13 protein-coding genes are annotated in these 15,107 nt (G+C 74.7%); 6 read left to right on the forward strand and 7 right to left on the reverse strand.

The window, feature by feature from the left end; translation table 11 throughout:
• The first annotated feature begins 422 nt into the window (after positions 1-422).
• Positions 423-3,200: an alpha/beta hydrolase family protein gene (locus tag ACH4F6_RS02420; protein WP_397957964.1), complete on the forward strand. Its 2,778-nt coding sequence runs from the start codon at positions 423-425 to the stop codon at positions 3,198-3,200.
• Positions 3,201-3,274: 74 nt separating this feature from the next.
• Here ACH4F6_RS02420 and ACH4F6_RS02425 read toward each other — a convergent pair whose 3' ends face one another.
• Together ACH4F6_RS02425 and ACH4F6_RS02430 are read right to left on the reverse strand one after the other, a co-directional pair.
• A complete protein-coding gene (locus ACH4F6_RS02425) occupies positions 3,275-3,655 on the reverse strand; it encodes a PPOX class F420-dependent oxidoreductase (protein WP_397957965.1) in 381 nt (126 codons plus the stop codon).
• A gap of 354 nt (positions 3,656-4,009) precedes the next feature.
• Positions 4,010-5,188 (reverse strand): MalY/PatB family protein, encoded by a 1,179-nt coding sequence (locus ACH4F6_RS02430; protein WP_397957966.1) that lies wholly within the window; start codon positions 5,186-5,188, stop codon positions 4,010-4,012.
• A 206-nt stretch (positions 5,189-5,394) separates the two neighbouring features.
• On the opposite strand from ACH4F6_RS02430, the gene ACH4F6_RS02435 reads away from it, so the two are divergent.
• Together ACH4F6_RS02435 and ACH4F6_RS02440 are read left to right on the forward strand one after the other, a co-directional pair.
• A complete protein-coding gene (locus ACH4F6_RS02435) occupies positions 5,395-6,225 on the forward strand; it encodes an SAM-dependent methyltransferase (protein WP_397957967.1) in 831 nt (276 codons plus the stop codon).
• Positions 6,226-6,343: 118 nt separating this feature from the next.
• Positions 6,344-7,744: an alpha-lytic protease prodomain-containing protein gene (locus ACH4F6_RS02440; RefSeq protein WP_397957968.1), complete on the forward strand. Its 1,401-nt coding sequence runs from the start codon at positions 6,344-6,346 to the stop codon at positions 7,742-7,744.
• Positions 7,745-8,091: 347 nt separating this feature from the next.
• Here the strand turns inward: ACH4F6_RS02440 and ACH4F6_RS02445 are convergent, their stop codons facing one another.
• Positions 8,092-8,265 (reverse strand): hypothetical protein, encoded by a 174-nt coding sequence (locus ACH4F6_RS02445; RefSeq protein WP_397957969.1) that lies wholly within the window; start codon positions 8,263-8,265, stop codon positions 8,092-8,094.
• 137 nt (positions 8,266-8,402) lie between these two features.
• Complete coding sequence (locus ACH4F6_RS02450; RefSeq protein ID WP_397957970.1) at positions 8,403-9,098, reverse strand: L,D-transpeptidase family protein; 696 nt, start codon at positions 9,096-9,098, stop codon at positions 8,403-8,405.
• 148 nt (positions 9,099-9,246) lie between these two features.
• Between ACH4F6_RS02450 and ACH4F6_RS02455 the strand changes: the two genes are divergently transcribed.
• Complete coding sequence (locus tag ACH4F6_RS02455) at positions 9,247-9,783, forward strand: hypothetical protein (RefSeq protein WP_397957971.1); 537 nt, start codon at positions 9,247-9,249, stop codon at positions 9,781-9,783.
• Between the two features lie 60 nt (positions 9,784-9,843).
• Here ACH4F6_RS02455 and ACH4F6_RS02460 read toward each other — a convergent pair whose 3' ends face one another.
• From ACH4F6_RS02460 to ACH4F6_RS02470, 3 genes are all read right to left on the reverse strand, one after another.
• Positions 9,844-10,758 carry an SDR family oxidoreductase gene (locus ACH4F6_RS02460; protein ID WP_397957972.1) on the reverse strand — a complete coding sequence of 305 codons (915 nt, stop codon included), beginning with the start codon at positions 10,756-10,758 and terminating at the stop codon, positions 9,844-9,846.
• 122 nt (positions 10,759-10,880) lie between these two features.
• Positions 10,881-11,510 carry an MBL fold metallo-hydrolase gene (locus tag ACH4F6_RS02465; protein ID WP_397957973.1) on the reverse strand — a complete coding sequence of 210 codons (630 nt, stop codon included), beginning with the start codon at positions 11,508-11,510 and terminating at the stop codon, positions 10,881-10,883.
• The gene (locus ACH4F6_RS02470) at positions 11,510-12,595 is read right to left on the reverse strand and encodes an S-(hydroxymethyl)mycothiol dehydrogenase (RefSeq protein ID WP_397957974.1); all 1,086 of its coding nucleotides are present in this window, start codon (positions 12,593-12,595) and stop codon (positions 11,510-11,512) included. Before ACH4F6_RS02470 ends, ACH4F6_RS02465 begins: the two co-directional genes overlap by 1 nt.
• 172 nt (positions 12,596-12,767) lie before the next feature.
• Between ACH4F6_RS02470 and ACH4F6_RS02475 the strand changes: the two genes are divergently transcribed.
• Both ACH4F6_RS02475 and ACH4F6_RS02480 read left to right on the forward strand, forming a co-directional pair.
• Positions 12,768-14,525: an ABC transporter ATP-binding protein gene (locus ACH4F6_RS02475; protein ID WP_397957975.1), complete on the forward strand. Its 1,758-nt coding sequence runs from the start codon at positions 12,768-12,770 to the stop codon at positions 14,523-14,525.
• A gap of 173 nt (positions 14,526-14,698) precedes the next feature.
• Complete coding sequence (locus ACH4F6_RS02480) at positions 14,699-15,064, forward strand: nuclear transport factor 2 family protein (protein ID WP_397957976.1); 366 nt, start codon at positions 14,699-14,701, stop codon at positions 15,062-15,064.
• Positions 15,065-15,107 lie beyond the last annotated feature (43 nt).

Below are 15,107 nucleotides of genomic sequence, written 5' to 3' on the forward strand. Positions count from 1 at the left end.
CGGGCGGAGCGTCAGCCGGACGCCGCCGCGTGCTCGGCCGCCGTGTCCCCGTGCGGCGCGCCGCACGTCGAGGTCGTCCGGGTGCGGGGCCCCGGCCGGCGGCTCTCCTCGGCCTCCGCCCCCAGCCGCCCGGCGCTGCCGTTCGCCCTCACCCGGCCGCCCCCTCACCACGTACGCGGTGAGGGGGCGGCCGTCGTCCCGCTCGGCGTCGCGGTCCGGGACGCTCGGCGTCGGGCCGGCCGCCGGTTCCCGTGCGAACGGGCCGTCGGCGGCGGCCGGTCCCGGGTGACCGGATCCGTGCGGTGGGCGGACCGGACCTTCCGGCACAGGCAACCCACAGGGTGGGTTTCCCTTCCTCCGTGACGCGAGGGGCCGCCGGTACGGACGGGGCTCCCGCGCTCCGATCCGTGAGGAGTGAACCCTTGATCCGTGCCCGGCGCATAGGTGTCACCGCCGTGGCCGCACTCGCGGCCCTGGCGGGAACACCGGGACTGGCACAAGCCCACCAACCCTCCGAGACAAGGGCGTCGACCGCGTCCCCCGGCGACGCGCTGCCACCCGGCTGGCGCGTCACCGGACCGGACGGCGCCCGCGAACTGGTCTGGCGGTCCGACAGGCCCGTGCCCATGGGCGACGCACGCGTGGAGTTCCACGCGGGGAACCGTCTGCTCGGGGTGCCCGGCGCCGCCGAGGACGGCCGCACGTTCCGGCTCCCCCTCGAGGACGTCGGCGCCGCACCCCTGGACGACCTGCGGGTCCTCGCGGGCGGACGCCGCCTGGACGCACCCGCCGGCGACTCCGGCGCCGGCCGCCGCCGTTCGACCGCCCCGCAGCCGTCGGCACCGGCACCGGTCAACGCGGTCGACCCCGGCAGGCCCGGCGCGTACCGCACGGTCACCGGCGAGTACGACCTCGCCCCGGTGAAGCTGCCCGGGTTCGCCGCCCCGGTCGAGATGAGGGCCGTCGTGGTGGCCCCGGCCGGGGCCGGCGGCAAGCGGCCCCTCGCGCTGTTCCTGCACGGCCGCCACGCGACCTGCTACCGGCCGGGCGGCACCGAGGAGGACGTCACCGGCGAGTGGCCCTGCCCGGCCGGCACCGAGCCGATCCCCAGTCACCGGGGCTACCTGCGCGACCAGCAACTGCTCGCCTCGCAGGGCTATGTGACGGTGTCGGTCTCCGCGAACGGCGTCAACGCCCAGGACTTCGCGGCCGAGGACGGCGGGGCGCAGGCCCGCTCCTCCCTGGTCCGTCAGCACCTCGCGCGCTGGGCGGACTGGTCCTCCCGGCCGGCGACCGCGCCCGCCGTGGTGCGGAAGGCGCCCCGGGCGGACCTCTCGCGCGTCCTGCTGGTCGGCCACTCGCGCGGCGGCGAGGGCGTCAACCGCGCCGCCATGGACAGCCTGTACCCGCCGCCGGCCGCCCAGGACGGCTACCGGGGCCCGGTGCGCTGGAAGGTGCGCGGCACCGTCCTCATCGGACCGACGATCTTCGGACAGAATCCCGTCGCCGACGTGCCGTCGACGACGATCCTGCCCGGCTGCGACGGCGACGTCTCCGACCTCCAGGGAGAGGTGTACGTCGACGGGACGCGCGGCGTGAGCCGGGGCGCCGCCCTGCACAGCGCCGTCTACATGGTCGGCGCCAACCACAACTACTTCAACAGCGAGTGGACGCCGGGCCAGGCCGAGGCCCCCGCCTCGGACGACTTCTGGGAGGACGGGGAGCAGCGCGACCCGGTGTGCTCGCCCGGCACCGCGACCCGTCTCACCGCCGACCGGCAGCACCAGGCGGGCGCCGTCCACATCGCCGCCGCGGCCCGGCTGTTCGTCGGCGGGGACGACCGGGTGCGTCCGCTGCTGGACGGCTCCGGCCGGCGCGCCCCGTCCGCCGGCCCCGCCCGGGTCCTGACCCACGCCGTGGGCGCGCACCGCACCGGTGGGCTGCTGCCGGACGGCCGGGTGGAGGTGACCGGCGCGCGGCTGTGCTCGGCGGTGGACCCGGACCCGGCCGCGGCCTGCCTGGACCCCGGGACCGGCGGGACCTCGCCGCACTTCGCCTGGTGGGAGACGGAACGCGAGAGCGGCCGCCGCGCGGTCGCGCTGAAGTGGTCGGCGCCCGGTACGACGGCCCGGGTGACCCCCGCCGCGCCCCTCTCCCTCACCGGCGCCGAGCAGGTGGCGCTGCGGGTGATCGTTCCGCCGAACACCTCCGGCACCCGGCTCGACGTCGCCGTCACCGACACCGCCGGACGCCGCGCCGTGCTCGGCGGGGTCCGGGTCGACGGCCTGCCGGGCACCGAGCGCACCGCCTCCCACTGGGCGCGCGAGGTCCGGGTGCCGCTCACCGCCGCCACCCGGTCCGGTGTCGACCTCCGGCACGTCGAGTCCCTGGAGCTGACGCCGCTTTCGCCGTCCGGGCAGGCCTGGCTGATGGACGCCTGGGGCTGGGCGCCCGGCACCCCGGCGGTGCGGGCGGCCGCGCTGCCGCGTGTCGACGTGGGCCGCACCACCGTCGAGGAGGGCGACTCCGGCACCCGCACCTACCGGGTCCCGGTCAGCGTCTCCGGGCGGGGCACCGGCCAGGTCCGGGTGTACGTCCTGGACGAGGCCACCGGCCGGGCCACGGACCGGCTGGTGACCGTGCGTCCGGGCAGCGACGCCATCGACGTGCCGGTCCGGGTGACGGGCGACACCCGCTTCGGCTACGACGTGAGCCACGACATCGCCGTCAAGGCGGTGCGCGGCGCGGTCGTCGGCGCGCACCGGGGCGGCGTCACCGCGCGGAACGACGACCCCGAACCCACGGTCACCGTGACGCCGGTCGCGGACCGGGTGACCGAGGGACAGCCGCTGACCTGGCGCCTGTCGCTGTCCGAGGCGGCCGGGGTGGAGCTGTGGTTCCCCCTGGTGGTGCGGCCCGTCACCGGGGGCGCGGAGCTGTCCACCAAGGACGTCGACCCGGACTGGCTGGCCGAGTTCGCCGGAGCGGACCCCGACCCGGAGCGGGCGCTGTCGTCGCTCGACATCTGGCTGTCGGCGAGCGTCCCGGCCGGCGGCACCGGGACGGACCTGACCGTGCCGACGGTGACCGACCGGGTGGCCGAGCCGGCCGAGTCGGTGCGGCTGGAACTGACCGACTGGGAGGGCGCGCCGCGGCCCGGAACGCCCGTGCTGACGGGCACGGTGCTGGACGCGTCGTGACCCGGTCCTGAGGACGGGGCACGGGCCGGGCGGTCCGTGCCCCGTCCTGCTTCGGTCCGTGCCCCCGTCCTGCTTCAGAGGGTCACGCGGATGCCGACCGTCCCGTCCGTGCCCCGGCGCAGCCTGCTGCCGAGGAGGGTGAGCCGGCCGACGACGCCGTACTTGCGGGCGATCAACTTGCGGTAGCGGGCGGTGGTCGCGGCGTCGCAGATCTCGGCGGTGGCCGGGACCGGCTTGCCGGTGGGCCTGCCGCGCAGGTCGCAGGGGCCGATCAGGACGTCGCCGCGTGCTCGGATCCGCTTCACCTTCCAGGAGTCGGCGGCCGTCCAGACCCCGAGCGCGTCCCCGTCGCGCACCACCCACACCGGGGTGGCGACCGGGCTTCCGTTCTTCCGGTAGCTGGTGATCAGCAGGTACTTGCCCGCCGCCAGCGTGTCCAGCGCCGTTGTGTCCATGCCGAAAGTGTAGGAGCGGTCGCCGTGCGGGAGCGGTCGCCGTGCACCACCGGGGCGGCGCGGCCCGGTCGCGGCCGGGGTCCGCGCGTGCGGCGGGTGTGACGGTGCGTCCGGCGTCCGGTCCGTACCGGCCCCCGCCGCCGAGGCCGGTCCGCCCCGTACCGGCCCCCGCCGCCGAGGCCGGTCCGCCCCGTACCGGCCCCCGCCGCCGAGGCCGGTCCGGCGCCCACCGACCACGGCGCCCGCCGCGCCCGTCCGGCGTTGGCCGCGTCCGGCGCCGCGGACGCCGTCCCCCACGGTCCTCCGTCCTCCCCCGCGTCCGGCCCGTCCGGCTCCCCGGGGACCGCGCAGGGTTCAGCGCAGGGCGGCCCGCATCCGCCGCACCCCCTCCGTCAGGATCTCCGGCGAGGTCGCCAGGTTCAGCCGCACGTGGCCGTTCCCGCCCGTGCCGAAGTCCCGTCCGGCGCTGAGGGCGACCCGGCCGCGTTCCAGGAAGACCCCGGCCGGATCGTCGCCGAGGCCCAGCGCACGGCAGTCGAGCCAGGCCAGGTAGGTGGCCTCGCCCGGCCGGTGGACGACCGCGGGCAGGTGCTCGGACAGCAGCTCGGTGAGGAGGCGGCGGTTGTCGTCGAGGCCGGTCAGCAGGGCGTCCAGCCAGGCCGTGCCGTCCCGCAGGGCGGCGGTGTGGGCGAGGACGCCGACGTGACTCGGGCCGTGACCGACCTCCTCCGGCAGCAGCGCCAGGTCGGCGGCGGCCGCGGGGCCCGCCACGGCGAGGGCCGCCTTGAGGCCGGCCAGGTTCCACGCCTTCGACGCCGACATCAGCGACAGGCCGCTCTCCGCGCCGGGGACGCTGAGGTAGGGCACGAACTCGACGCCCCCGGCCGTGAGCGGCGCGTGGATCTCGTCGGCGACCACGCGCACCCCGTAGCGGTCGGCGAGGGCCGCCACGGCGGCGAGCTCCCCGGCGGTGTGCACGGTCCCCGTCGGGTTGTGCGGGCTGCACAGCAGGTGCGCGGCCCGCCCGCCGCCGGCGGTGGCCCGCCGGTAGGCGTCCTCGAGGACGTCCAGGTCGAGCCGTCCGTCCGCGCCGAGCGGCGCCTCGGCGATCCGGCGGTCCATGTGCGTGACGAACGGGAAGAACGGCGGGTAGACGGGCGGGTTGACGACGACCGGGTCGCCGGGCCCGGTCACCAGCTTGAGCATCTCGACGGCGCCCAGCATCACGTCGGGGACGATCGCGGTCCGCTCGGCCGCGAGCCCGTGCCAGCCCCACCGCTCGGCGGCGAACGCCGACAGCGCCTGCGCGTAGGCGGTGCCCGCGGGGTAGCCGGTGTCGCCGCGTTCGAGGGCGTCGGTGACGGCCCGCACGACGGGCCCGGCGAGGGGCACGTCCATCTCGGCGACCCACAGCGGCAGGACGTCCTGCGGATACGTGCGCCACTTCATGCTCGTACGGCGGCGCAGACGGTCGAGGCCGAGGGAGCGCAGGGGGTTCGGTTCACCGGACGTCTCGTGCGGGATCCTGGTCATGGGCTCAAGATAGGGGGCGGTGGTGCGATCCGGGATCGTGCGAACGGGTCCTCCCCGGCGGGCGCGTCCGCGGTCACGGAGACCGCCTGCGACGAGCTGGACGGCCGAGGCCGGCGGCGGAGGACGGTGCGCACGGGTCAACTCCGCGGTCTAGATTGCTCCTTGACCGTGACACGCCTTCACCAGGTACGCACAGGAGCTGATCCGTGACCGAGAACCCGCCGGCCGTGGACGGGGCCGCGCAGTCGCTGCGCGACCGCATCAACACCGCTCAGCCGCACACCGCCCGCATCTGGAACTACTGGCTGGGCGGCAAGGACAACTACGAGGTCGACCGCGCGGCCGGCGACCGGATCCGGCAACTGCACCCGGGCATCGGCGAGTACGCCCGCGCCGACCGTCTCTTCCTGGGCCGCGCCGTGCGCCACCTGGTGACCGAGGCCGGGTTACGCCAGTTCCTCGACATCGGCACCGGCCTGCCCACCGCCGACAACACGCACGAGGTCGCCCAGCGCCTCGCCCCGGAGTCGCGGATCGTCTACGTCGACAACGACCCACTGGTGCTGGCGCACGCCCGCGCCCTGCTGACCAGCACGCCCGAGGGCCGTACCGACTACCTCGACGAGGACCTGCGCAACATCGACGCGATCCTCGAACACGCGGCGAAGACCCTGGACTTCAGCCGGCCGGTCGCGCTGATCCTGCTCGGCGTGGTCATCTTCATCGGCGACGACGAGGACCCGTACGCGCTGGTGCGCCGTCTGGTCGACAGGCTGCCGTCGGGCAGCCACCTGGTGCTGTCGCACACCGTCACCTCCCCGGCGATGCCGGACGTGGACGAGGCGGTGAGGTTCTGGAACGAGCACGGCACGCCGAAGCTGACCCAGCGCACGCCCGAGGCGGTGACCCGCTTCTTCGACGGCCTGGACCTGCTGGAGCCGGGCGTGGTGTCCTGCTCGCGCTGGCGCCCGGAGGAGACCGGCGGAGCGGAGCCGGAGGAGGTCGCCATGTTCGGCGGGGTCGCCCGCAAGGCGTGAGGCGATCGCTCCCGGGGTGAACGCGGCGGGGCGCCGGCACGTATGGGGATGAGGGCGCTCGACGACCGGAGGGCCCCGCGGTGTCGGTACCGCGCGTTCGGGGTTTCGGGAGCCATGCATGAGGCACGTACGACGACGGATCGTCCGGCGAGCGACACGGCTGGCGGCCGTCGGCGGACTCCTCCTGGGAGGAGGCATGGTCACGCAGGCGGCCATGGCGAGCGAGACGCCCACCACGTCGGCCGTGGCGGGCGACGCGGCGCGGTCCGTCGCGGGCACCGGGGCGGACCTGGTCGAGGAGCTCGGCACCGCCCGGACGGCGGGCACCTGGGTCGACTCCCGGGGGCGCCCGGTCGTCGCCGTCACGGACGAGACGACGGCGGCGGCCGTCCGCGAGGCGGGCGCCGAGGCGAAGGTCGTCGGGCACAGCATGAACGAGCTGAAGAAGGCCACGGCGACGTTGCGTTCGGCGCCCCGGGTCGCCGGGACCGCGTGGATGATGGACTACAAGTCCAACCAGGTCGTCGTGCGGGCCGACCGCACCGTGTCGTCCTCCGACTGGGCGGAGCTGACGAAGGTCGCGTCGGGCATCGGCAGCTTCGTCCGCATGGAGCGCACCTCGGGCGCCTTCACCACCCGCCTCAACGGCGCCCGGCCCATCCTGTCGACGGGCGGGCGCTGTTCGGCCGGGTTCAACGTGACCAACGGGTCGAACGACTTCATCCTCACCGCCGGCCACTGCGGGCCCACGGGCGCCGCCTGGTTCGCGGACGCCCAGGGCGACCGGGAGGTGGGCCGCACGGTCGCCTCCACGTTCCCCGGCGGTGACTTCTCCCTGGTGCAGTACGCGAGCGGGGACGCCGGCGAGGGAGCCGACGTCGTGGCCATCGGGGACGGCAACGGGGTGCGGATCACGGGCGTGGGCGACGCGGCCGTCGGACAGCGGGTGTTCCGCAGCGGCAGCACGACCGGACTGCGCGACGGCGAGGTCACCGGTCTCGACGCCACGGTCAACTACCCGGAGGGCACCGTGTCCGGGCTCATCGAGACCGACGTGTGCGCCGAGTCCGGTGACAGCGGCGGACCGTTGTTCTCCGAGGGCATCGCCCTCGGCATCACCTCCGGGGGCAGCGGTGACTGCACGACGGGCGGCACGACGTTCTTCCAGCCAGTGACGAAGGCGCTGGCCCAGCTCGGTGTGCAGCTGATCGTGGCCGCGCCGTCCGGCGCCGCGGGCGACGGCGCCTCCTCCGCGCCGTCCGACGGCGGCGCGCAGCCGTCGTCCTCGCCGACCCAGGCCGCGGTCGCCCCGGGTGGGGCCTCGCCGGGTTCGACGACCCCGGTGACCGGCGGCTTCGACGGTTCGACGCTGGTCTCCCGGCTCACCGACCCCCGCAACATCGGCCCCGGGCTGCTGGTGATCGCGGGCAGTCTGGTCGCGCTCGTGGCGACGCGGTACATCCGGGCGGAGCAGGACCGCAAGGCGTACCAGCGGTACTACTCGGCGACCTGGGGGTGAGCCCCGGGCTCCTCCGGGGCTCAGCCTGCCGTCGGGGGCGCCCGGGGGGGCCCCCCCGCCCGGCCGCGCGGGGGGGCGCGGGGGGGGGGGGGGGGGGCTGCGGCGCGGCGGGCGGGGGGGGCGCGGGCCCCCCGCCGGGCGCCGGCCGGGCGGCCCCCCCCCGGGGGGGGGCCCCCGGCGCGGCCCGAGGAGGGTGACGGTGGCGAAAGGGACGCGGCGGGACGGGGTCCCGCCGCGGAAGCCGACGAGGCCGTGGAGGACGGCCGAGGTCAGTGCGAGGAGGGCACCCGTGCGTCAGGGTGCCCCGGGACGGGGGCCGGTGCGAAGGCCCCGCGGCCGGGCGGCGGTCAGGCCGCCCCGGCCGGTTGCGGAGCCGCGGCGGCCCACTCCATGACGAGCCGCTGGTACTCCTCGCGCTGCTCGACGCTCAGTGTCCCGCCCGACCGGAGCCACAGGGCCCGGATCTCCTCGTTGACCTCTTCGGCCGATCGCTCGGAAAGGGGTTCAACAGTGGTGGACATGGTGTGAATCTTACGGGGCCCCAGGTGAAGACCGCGTGAGTAAATCCTGAACTAATCGGACAAAACCGACGTGTTGCTGGTCACGTCCGCCCGTCGGCCGCCGGTGTCTCCGGCGGCCCGGGCGTCGGCTCCGCCCGTCAGGTGCCCGGCTTGCGGCCGTAGACGAAGACGTCGTCGCCGGTCTTCAGCAGCGACCAGTACTTCTTGGCGGCCGTCTTCGTCATGTTGACGCAGCCGTGCGAGCCCGGCGGGTTCCACATGCTGACGCCGACCGAGTGGAAGGCCTGCCCTCCGTCGAAGAACTGACTGTAGGGCATCGGCACGTTGTAGATCGTCGACACGTGGTCGATGTTGCGCCAGTAGATCTTCTTCAGGCCGGTGCGGGTCTCGTAGCCGTTGCGGCCGGTACGGACCGGGACGGGGCCGTAGACGAGCCGGCTGCCGTCCTGGATCCAGCTGATCTGGAGGGTGAGGTTGACGCAGGCGATGCGGCCCTTGTTGGTCGGGCACTTGCCGGCCTTGTTGGGCTGGGTGCCCACGGCCTTCTGCTTGTTCATGAGGTCCATCACGCCCCAGGTGACGGGCCCCGCGTAACCGATGTTCGGCGTGATGCCGTGCTTGGTCTGGAAGGCCTTGATCGCCTTGCAGTCGGCGGACGACTGCTTGCCGTCGACGGGCCGCCCGAGGAACTTCTCCACCTGCTTCTGGTACGGCCCCGTCTGCGTGGTGCAGCTCGCGGCCTGTGCCGGCCCCGCGCCCAGCGCGAGCGTCAGCGGGGCGACCAGCCCCGTGACCCCGAGCAGGACGGTCCCTCGTCTGCGTATGTCCCCCATGTCTGCCCTCTCCCTGGCGTGGTGACGACGTTCTCGCTCCCCTAGACAGGCGGACCCGGGCGACGGTTGTAGCGCGGGCGGAGCTGTGACGAAACGGTGAACTTCGTCTCCCGGCGCACGACGCCCGCCGGGCGGATACCGTGCGTCCATGTCCTCGTTCGTCCAGCAACTCCCCACGCTCCTCGGTGTCGTGATCGGCGCCCTGGGGTCCTACCTGGCGCTCGCCCGCAGCGACCGGGAGCGGTTCCGGCGCGAGCGGGGCGAGCGGTGGGAGGAGCGGCGGCTCGCCGTGTACGCCGAGTACGCGCGGACGTTGAAGAAGTCGGTGACGCTGACGTACCGCGTGGCCGCGCACCTGGGCAACGACCCGCACCCGCATCCGCTCTCCCTGGAGGAGGCCGAACCGCTGCTGGCGCAGGCGGCGGAGGCCCGCGACCCCTCGGGGGAGGCGCTGCTCATGCTGGGCAGCCGGGAGGTGGTGGAGCGGGCCCGGACGTGGGTGACGGCGGTGCTGGAGATGGAACGCTTCCTGCGCTCGGGCACGCGCGACCCGCGGGCCTGGCAGGCGCTGCTGGAAGGGCAGCGCGCGGGCCGCGAGGGCTACTACGCCGCCGTGCGCGACGACCTCGGACTGCCGCCGGGGCACTCGGCGCGGTGGCGGCTGCCGACGGGGCCGGACGACTGAGGGGCCCGTCCGGTCCGGCTCCCCCCTCAACCGGCTCCCCCCTCAACCGGCGCCCGGCGCTCACCGGTAGCCCGTCGTGTCCGCCGGCCTGCCCGCGTCCTGGACCTCGACGAGGTAGCGCCAGGCGTCGGGGCGGCTGCCGTCGAGGTCGGTGAAGCCGTACTCCCGGGCGAGCCCGCCGCTGGAGAGGGACGCGCCGTTGAAGCGGGCGACGTCCGGGTCGGCGGCGAGGGCGGCGACCGCGCGGCCGACGTAGCGCGGGGTCTCGGAGATGGCGAAGTGCGGGACCCGGTCCAGGGCGTCCCGCCAGGTGTCCTCGCGGACGCCGAAGGCGTCGAGCATCATCTCGGAGCGCATCCAGCCGGGGGTGAGGGCCACGGCGGTGGCGCCGCGCGGGCCGAGTTCGTGACCGAGGGAGAAGGCCATGCGCAGGACGGCGGCCTTGGCGAGGTCGTAGAAGAAGGAGTTGCGGTAGGTGTCCCGGTTGTACTCGGCGGTGCCGTCGGTCATCTCGACGACGAGGCCGCCGGGCCGGCGCAGCAGCAGGGGCAGCGCGTGGTGGCTGGTGATCGCGTGCGTCTCGACGGCGAGCCGCAGCAGCCGCAGACCGTCGTCCAGGTCGTGCTCCCAGACCGGGGTGTCCCAGGCGAAGAGCTTCTCCCCGCCCCAGATGTCGTTGACCAGGACGTCGAGCCGGCCCCGTTCCCGCGCGACCCGGTCCACCAGCGCCCGAACCTGTGCGGGGTCGAGATGGTCCGCGGGGACGGCGATGCCGCGGCCGCCGGCCGCGGTGACCAGGTCGGCGGTGTCCTCGACGGTCTCGGGCCGGTCGTACTCCGAGCGCCGCCGGCGTGTGGTGCGGCCCGTCACGTAGACGGTGGCGCCGGCCGCCCCGAGTTCCACGGCGATCCCCCGTCCCGCGCCCCGGGTCGCCCCGGCGACCAGCGCGACCTTGCCTTCCAGTGGACCGGCCATGTCCGACCTCCCGTGCGTGTTCCGTCGACGACGTCATCGAGGATCGCGGGAAAGCCGGACATCTTCCGTCGCCTTTTCCGGCGGGTCGCCTTCCGGGTCGTGGGGGCGTGAACCGGAGGGCCTCAGTGGCCGCGGGCGATCCACTCCTCGAGGTGCGGGGCCTCGTCGCCGATGGTGGTGGCGTCGCCGTGGCCGGTGAGGACCTTCGTCTCGGGCGGCAGGGTCAGCAGCCGCTCGCGGATCGAGGTGATGATCGTCGGGAAGTGGGAGTAGGAGCGGCCGGTGGCGCCGGGTCCTCCCTGGAAGAGGGTGTCGCCAGTGAAGAGGACGCCCAGTCCGGGGTCGTGCAGGCAGACCGCGCCGGGCGCGTGCCCGGGGGTGTGCAGGACGGTGAGGTCGGTGCCGGCGGCCTCGATGACCTGGCCGTCGACGAGGTGGGCGTCCGGCTCGCGGTCGGGGTGGGTCATCTTCCACAGCGCCAGGTCGTCGGGGTGCAGCCAGACGGTGGCACCCGTCAGGTCCGCGAGGGCGGGCGCGGCGCCGATGTGGTCGTTGTGGGCGTGGGTGCACACGATGGCCGTCAGCCGGCGGTCGCCGACGGCGGCGGCGATGGCCTCGGCGTCGTGGGCGGCGTCGATCACGATCGCCTCGTGGTCGTCGCCGACGATCCAGACGTTGTTGTCGACCTCCCAGGTGCCGCCGTCCAGCGAGAAGGTCCCCGAGGTGACGAGGCGTTCGATGCGCGCGGTCATCACAGCACCACCACCGAGCGCAGCACGTCGCCGTGGTGCATCCGCTCGAACGCCTTCTCCACCTCGTCGAGGGCGATGGTCTCGGTCACGAACGCCCCCAGGTCCAGGCGGCCCTGGAGGTGCAGGTCGATCAGCATGGGGAAGTCACGGGAGGGCAGGCAGTCGCCGTACCAGGAGGACTTCAGCGCACCGCCGCGCCCGAAGACGTCGAGGAGGGGCAGCTCCAGCTTCATCTCCGGGGTGGGCACGCCGACCAGGACGACCGTGCCGGCCAGGTCACGGGCGTAGAAGGCCTGCCGGTACGTCTCCGGACGGCCGACCGCCTCGATCACCACGTCGGCGCCGAACCCGCCGGTCAGCTCGCGGATCGCCTCGACCGGGTCGGTCTCCCGGGAGTTGACCGTGTGGGTGGCGCCCATCGTGCGGGCGGTGGTCAGCTTGCGGTCGTCGATGTCGACGGCGATGATCTTCGCCGCGCCCGCCAGGCGCGACCCGGCGATCGCCGCGTCCCCCACGCCGCCGCAGCCGATGACGGCGACGGTGTCGCCGCGCCCGACCTCGCCGGTGTTGATCGCCGCGCCGATGCCGGCCATCACGCCGCACCCCAGCAGGCCGGCGACCTGCGCCGACACCGACGGATCGACCTTGGTGCACTGGCCGGCCGCGACCAGCGTCTTCTCCGCGAACGCGCCGATGCCCAGCGCCGGCGACAGTTCGGTGCCGTCGGTCAGGGTCATCTTCTGCCGCGCGTTGTGGGTGTCGAAGCAGTACCACGGCCGTCCGCGCAGACAGGCCCGGCACTGGCCGCACACCGCGCGCCAGTTCAGGACGACGAAGTCGCCCGGCGCCACGTCGGTGACGCCCTCGCCCACCGACTCCACCACTCCGGCGGCCTCATGGCCCAGCAGGAAGGGGAAGTCGTCGTTGATGCCGCCCTGCTTGTAGTGCAGGTCCGTGTGGCACACGCCGCAGGCCTGGATCTTCACCACGGCCTCCCCGGGCCCCGGATCCGGCACCACGACGGTCTCCACCCGCACCGGTTCGTCCTTGCCCGGCGCGATCACTCCGCGCACTTCCTGCGCCATGGTGCTGCCCTTTCGTCGGCGGCCTTCTGTCCCTTCCCGACCCTACGCTCGACTGATCGGTAACGGCACACAACCCGGCAGGTCATCGCCCGTGAGGCGACCTTCCGGCCGCCCGCCGGAGCCGCCCGCGTAGCCTGGGCGACGCCGTCCGCACCCGCCTGTGAGGAGCCCCGTGAGCGACGCAGAAACGGCCGCCGCGCCACCCCCGTGGCGACTGTTGCTCGGTTATGTACGACCGCACCGCCGGGCCCTGCTGGCGGGGGCGCTGCTCTCCCTGGTCACCGGGGCCACCGGGCTGCTGCTGCCGCTGGTGGCGCGCGGGCTGATCGACGACCTCGCCGCGGACCGCCCGATCACGGGCGCGCTGCTCGCGCTGTCGGCGCTGGTCGTCGCCAACGCGGCGGTGGGGGCGCTGGGTTCGTACGTGCTGCGGCGCACGGCCGAGTCGGTGGTGCTCGGGGCGCGGCGCGCGCTGTCGTCGTATCTGCTGCGGCTGCGGATCACGGCCGTGGACCGCAGCGAGCCCGGTGATCTGATGGCGCGCGTCACCTCGGACACGACGCTGCTGCGGGAGGTCACCACCGACTCGCTGGTCGGCCTCGGCACCGGCGGGCTGACGCTCGTGGCGACGGTGGTGCTGATGGGGGTGGTGGACCCGGTGCTGCTCGGGGTCACGCTGGCGGTGATCCTGGGCGCAGGCACGGTCCTCGGGGTGATCGTGCCCCGCATCAACCGGGCCAGCCGGCGCGCTCAGGACGCGGTCGGCGTGATGGGGGCCTCGCTGGAGCGGGTGCTCGGCGCGCTGCGCACGGTGAAGGCGTCGGGTGCCGAGGCCCGCGAGGAGCGGGCGCTGCACGCGGCGGCCGAGGAGTCGTGGCGGCAGAGCGTACGGGCCGCCAAGTGGTCGGCGGCCGCGGGCAACACGGCCGGGCTGGCGATGCAGACCGCCTTCATCACGGTGCTGGCGGTGGGCGGGGCGCGGGTCGCGACGGGTGCGATCGACATCGCGACGCTGGTGGCGTTCCTGCTGTACGTCTTCTATCTGATGTCGCCGATCCAGCAGGTCGTGGGCGCGATCACGCAGTACCAGACGGGCTCGGCGGCCCTCGGCCGCATCCAGGAGGCGCTGCGGCTGCCCGCCGAGCCGGCGGCGGCCGGGGCCGAGCCGCTGCCGTCGTCCGGCGACGGGCCGGCCGCGCTCGCCTTCCACGACGTCCGTTTCCGCTACGCCGACGACCTGCCGTACGTCCACCACGGGGTGACGTTCGAGGTGCCGGCCCGGGGCATGACCGCGTTCGTCGGGCCGTCCGGCGCCGGCAAGACGACGGTGTTCTCGCTCGTCGAGCGGTTCTACGACCCGCAGTCCGGCGCGATCACCCTCGACGGGCGCGCCCTCACCGACTGGGAGCTGCCCCGTCTGAGGTCCGCCATCGGCTATGTCGAGCAGGACGCCCCCGTGCTGTCCGGCACGCTGCGCGACAACCTGCTGCTGGGGAATCCCGCGGCCGGAGAGGACGCCGTGCGGCGGGTGCTGAAGACGACCCGGCTCGACGACCTGGTCGCCCGGCTGCCGCAGGGCCTGGACACGCGGGTCGGGCACCGCGGGACCAAACTGTCCGGCGGGGAGCGCCAGCGGGTGGCCATCGCCCGGGCCCTGCTGCGCGGGCCGCGCCTGCTGCTGCTCGACGAGGCGACGTCGCAGCTGGACGCGGTGAACGAGGCGGCCCTGCGCGACACCGTCGCCGACGTGGCCCGCACGACCACCGTCCTCGTCGTCGCCCACCGGCTGTCGACGGTGACCTCCGCCGACCGGATCGTCGTGATGGACGCGGGCCGGGTCCGGGCGGTGGGCACGCACCGTGAGCTGGTGGCGGCCGACCCGCTGTACGCGGAGCTGGCGGCGACCCAGTTCCTGGCGAGCGCCGGGTGAACCGGCCGGCCCGCACGGGAGACGGTCGACGTGTCAGGCGTCGGCGGCGGGCGGCGGCGTGGGCGAGCCGGTGCGGCGTCCGCGCTTGCCGGGGCCGGTGGCCCGGAGGAGTCTCGAAGGTGAGGGCCCGGCGGCCCGCTCCCCCTCGGCCGGGGCCCTCCGAGGAGGTCACCATGGGCACCGCGGCACGTTCCGTCTTCGACACCGACACCCTGCGCCGGGGCATAGAAGGGCAGACCCCGCAGACCCTGCTGTCGCTCTACGCGGACGACGCCGAACTGCGCGTCGTCGACCACCACACCCAGCCCAGCCATCCCAAGGTGCTGCACGGCCGTGACGAGATCGCCGAGATGCTCGACGACGTCTACAGCCGGGACATGACGCACACGCTGGAGGAGTGCGTCGTGCAGGGCGACCGCGCCGCCTTCAGCGAGTCCTGCGAGTACGCGGACGGGGTGCGCGTCCTCTCCGACTCGATGATCAAGCTGCGCGACGGCAAGATCGTCGAGCAGACGATCATCCAGGCCTGGGACGAGTAGCGAGGAGGTGCACGGAGCCCGGGGCGCACCGCTCGCGGCCCGC

The sequence above is a fragment of the Streptomyces sp. NPDC017936 genome (assembly GCF_044328485.1).
Lineage (GTDB): Bacteria > Actinomycetota > Actinomycetes > Streptomycetales > Streptomycetaceae > Streptomyces.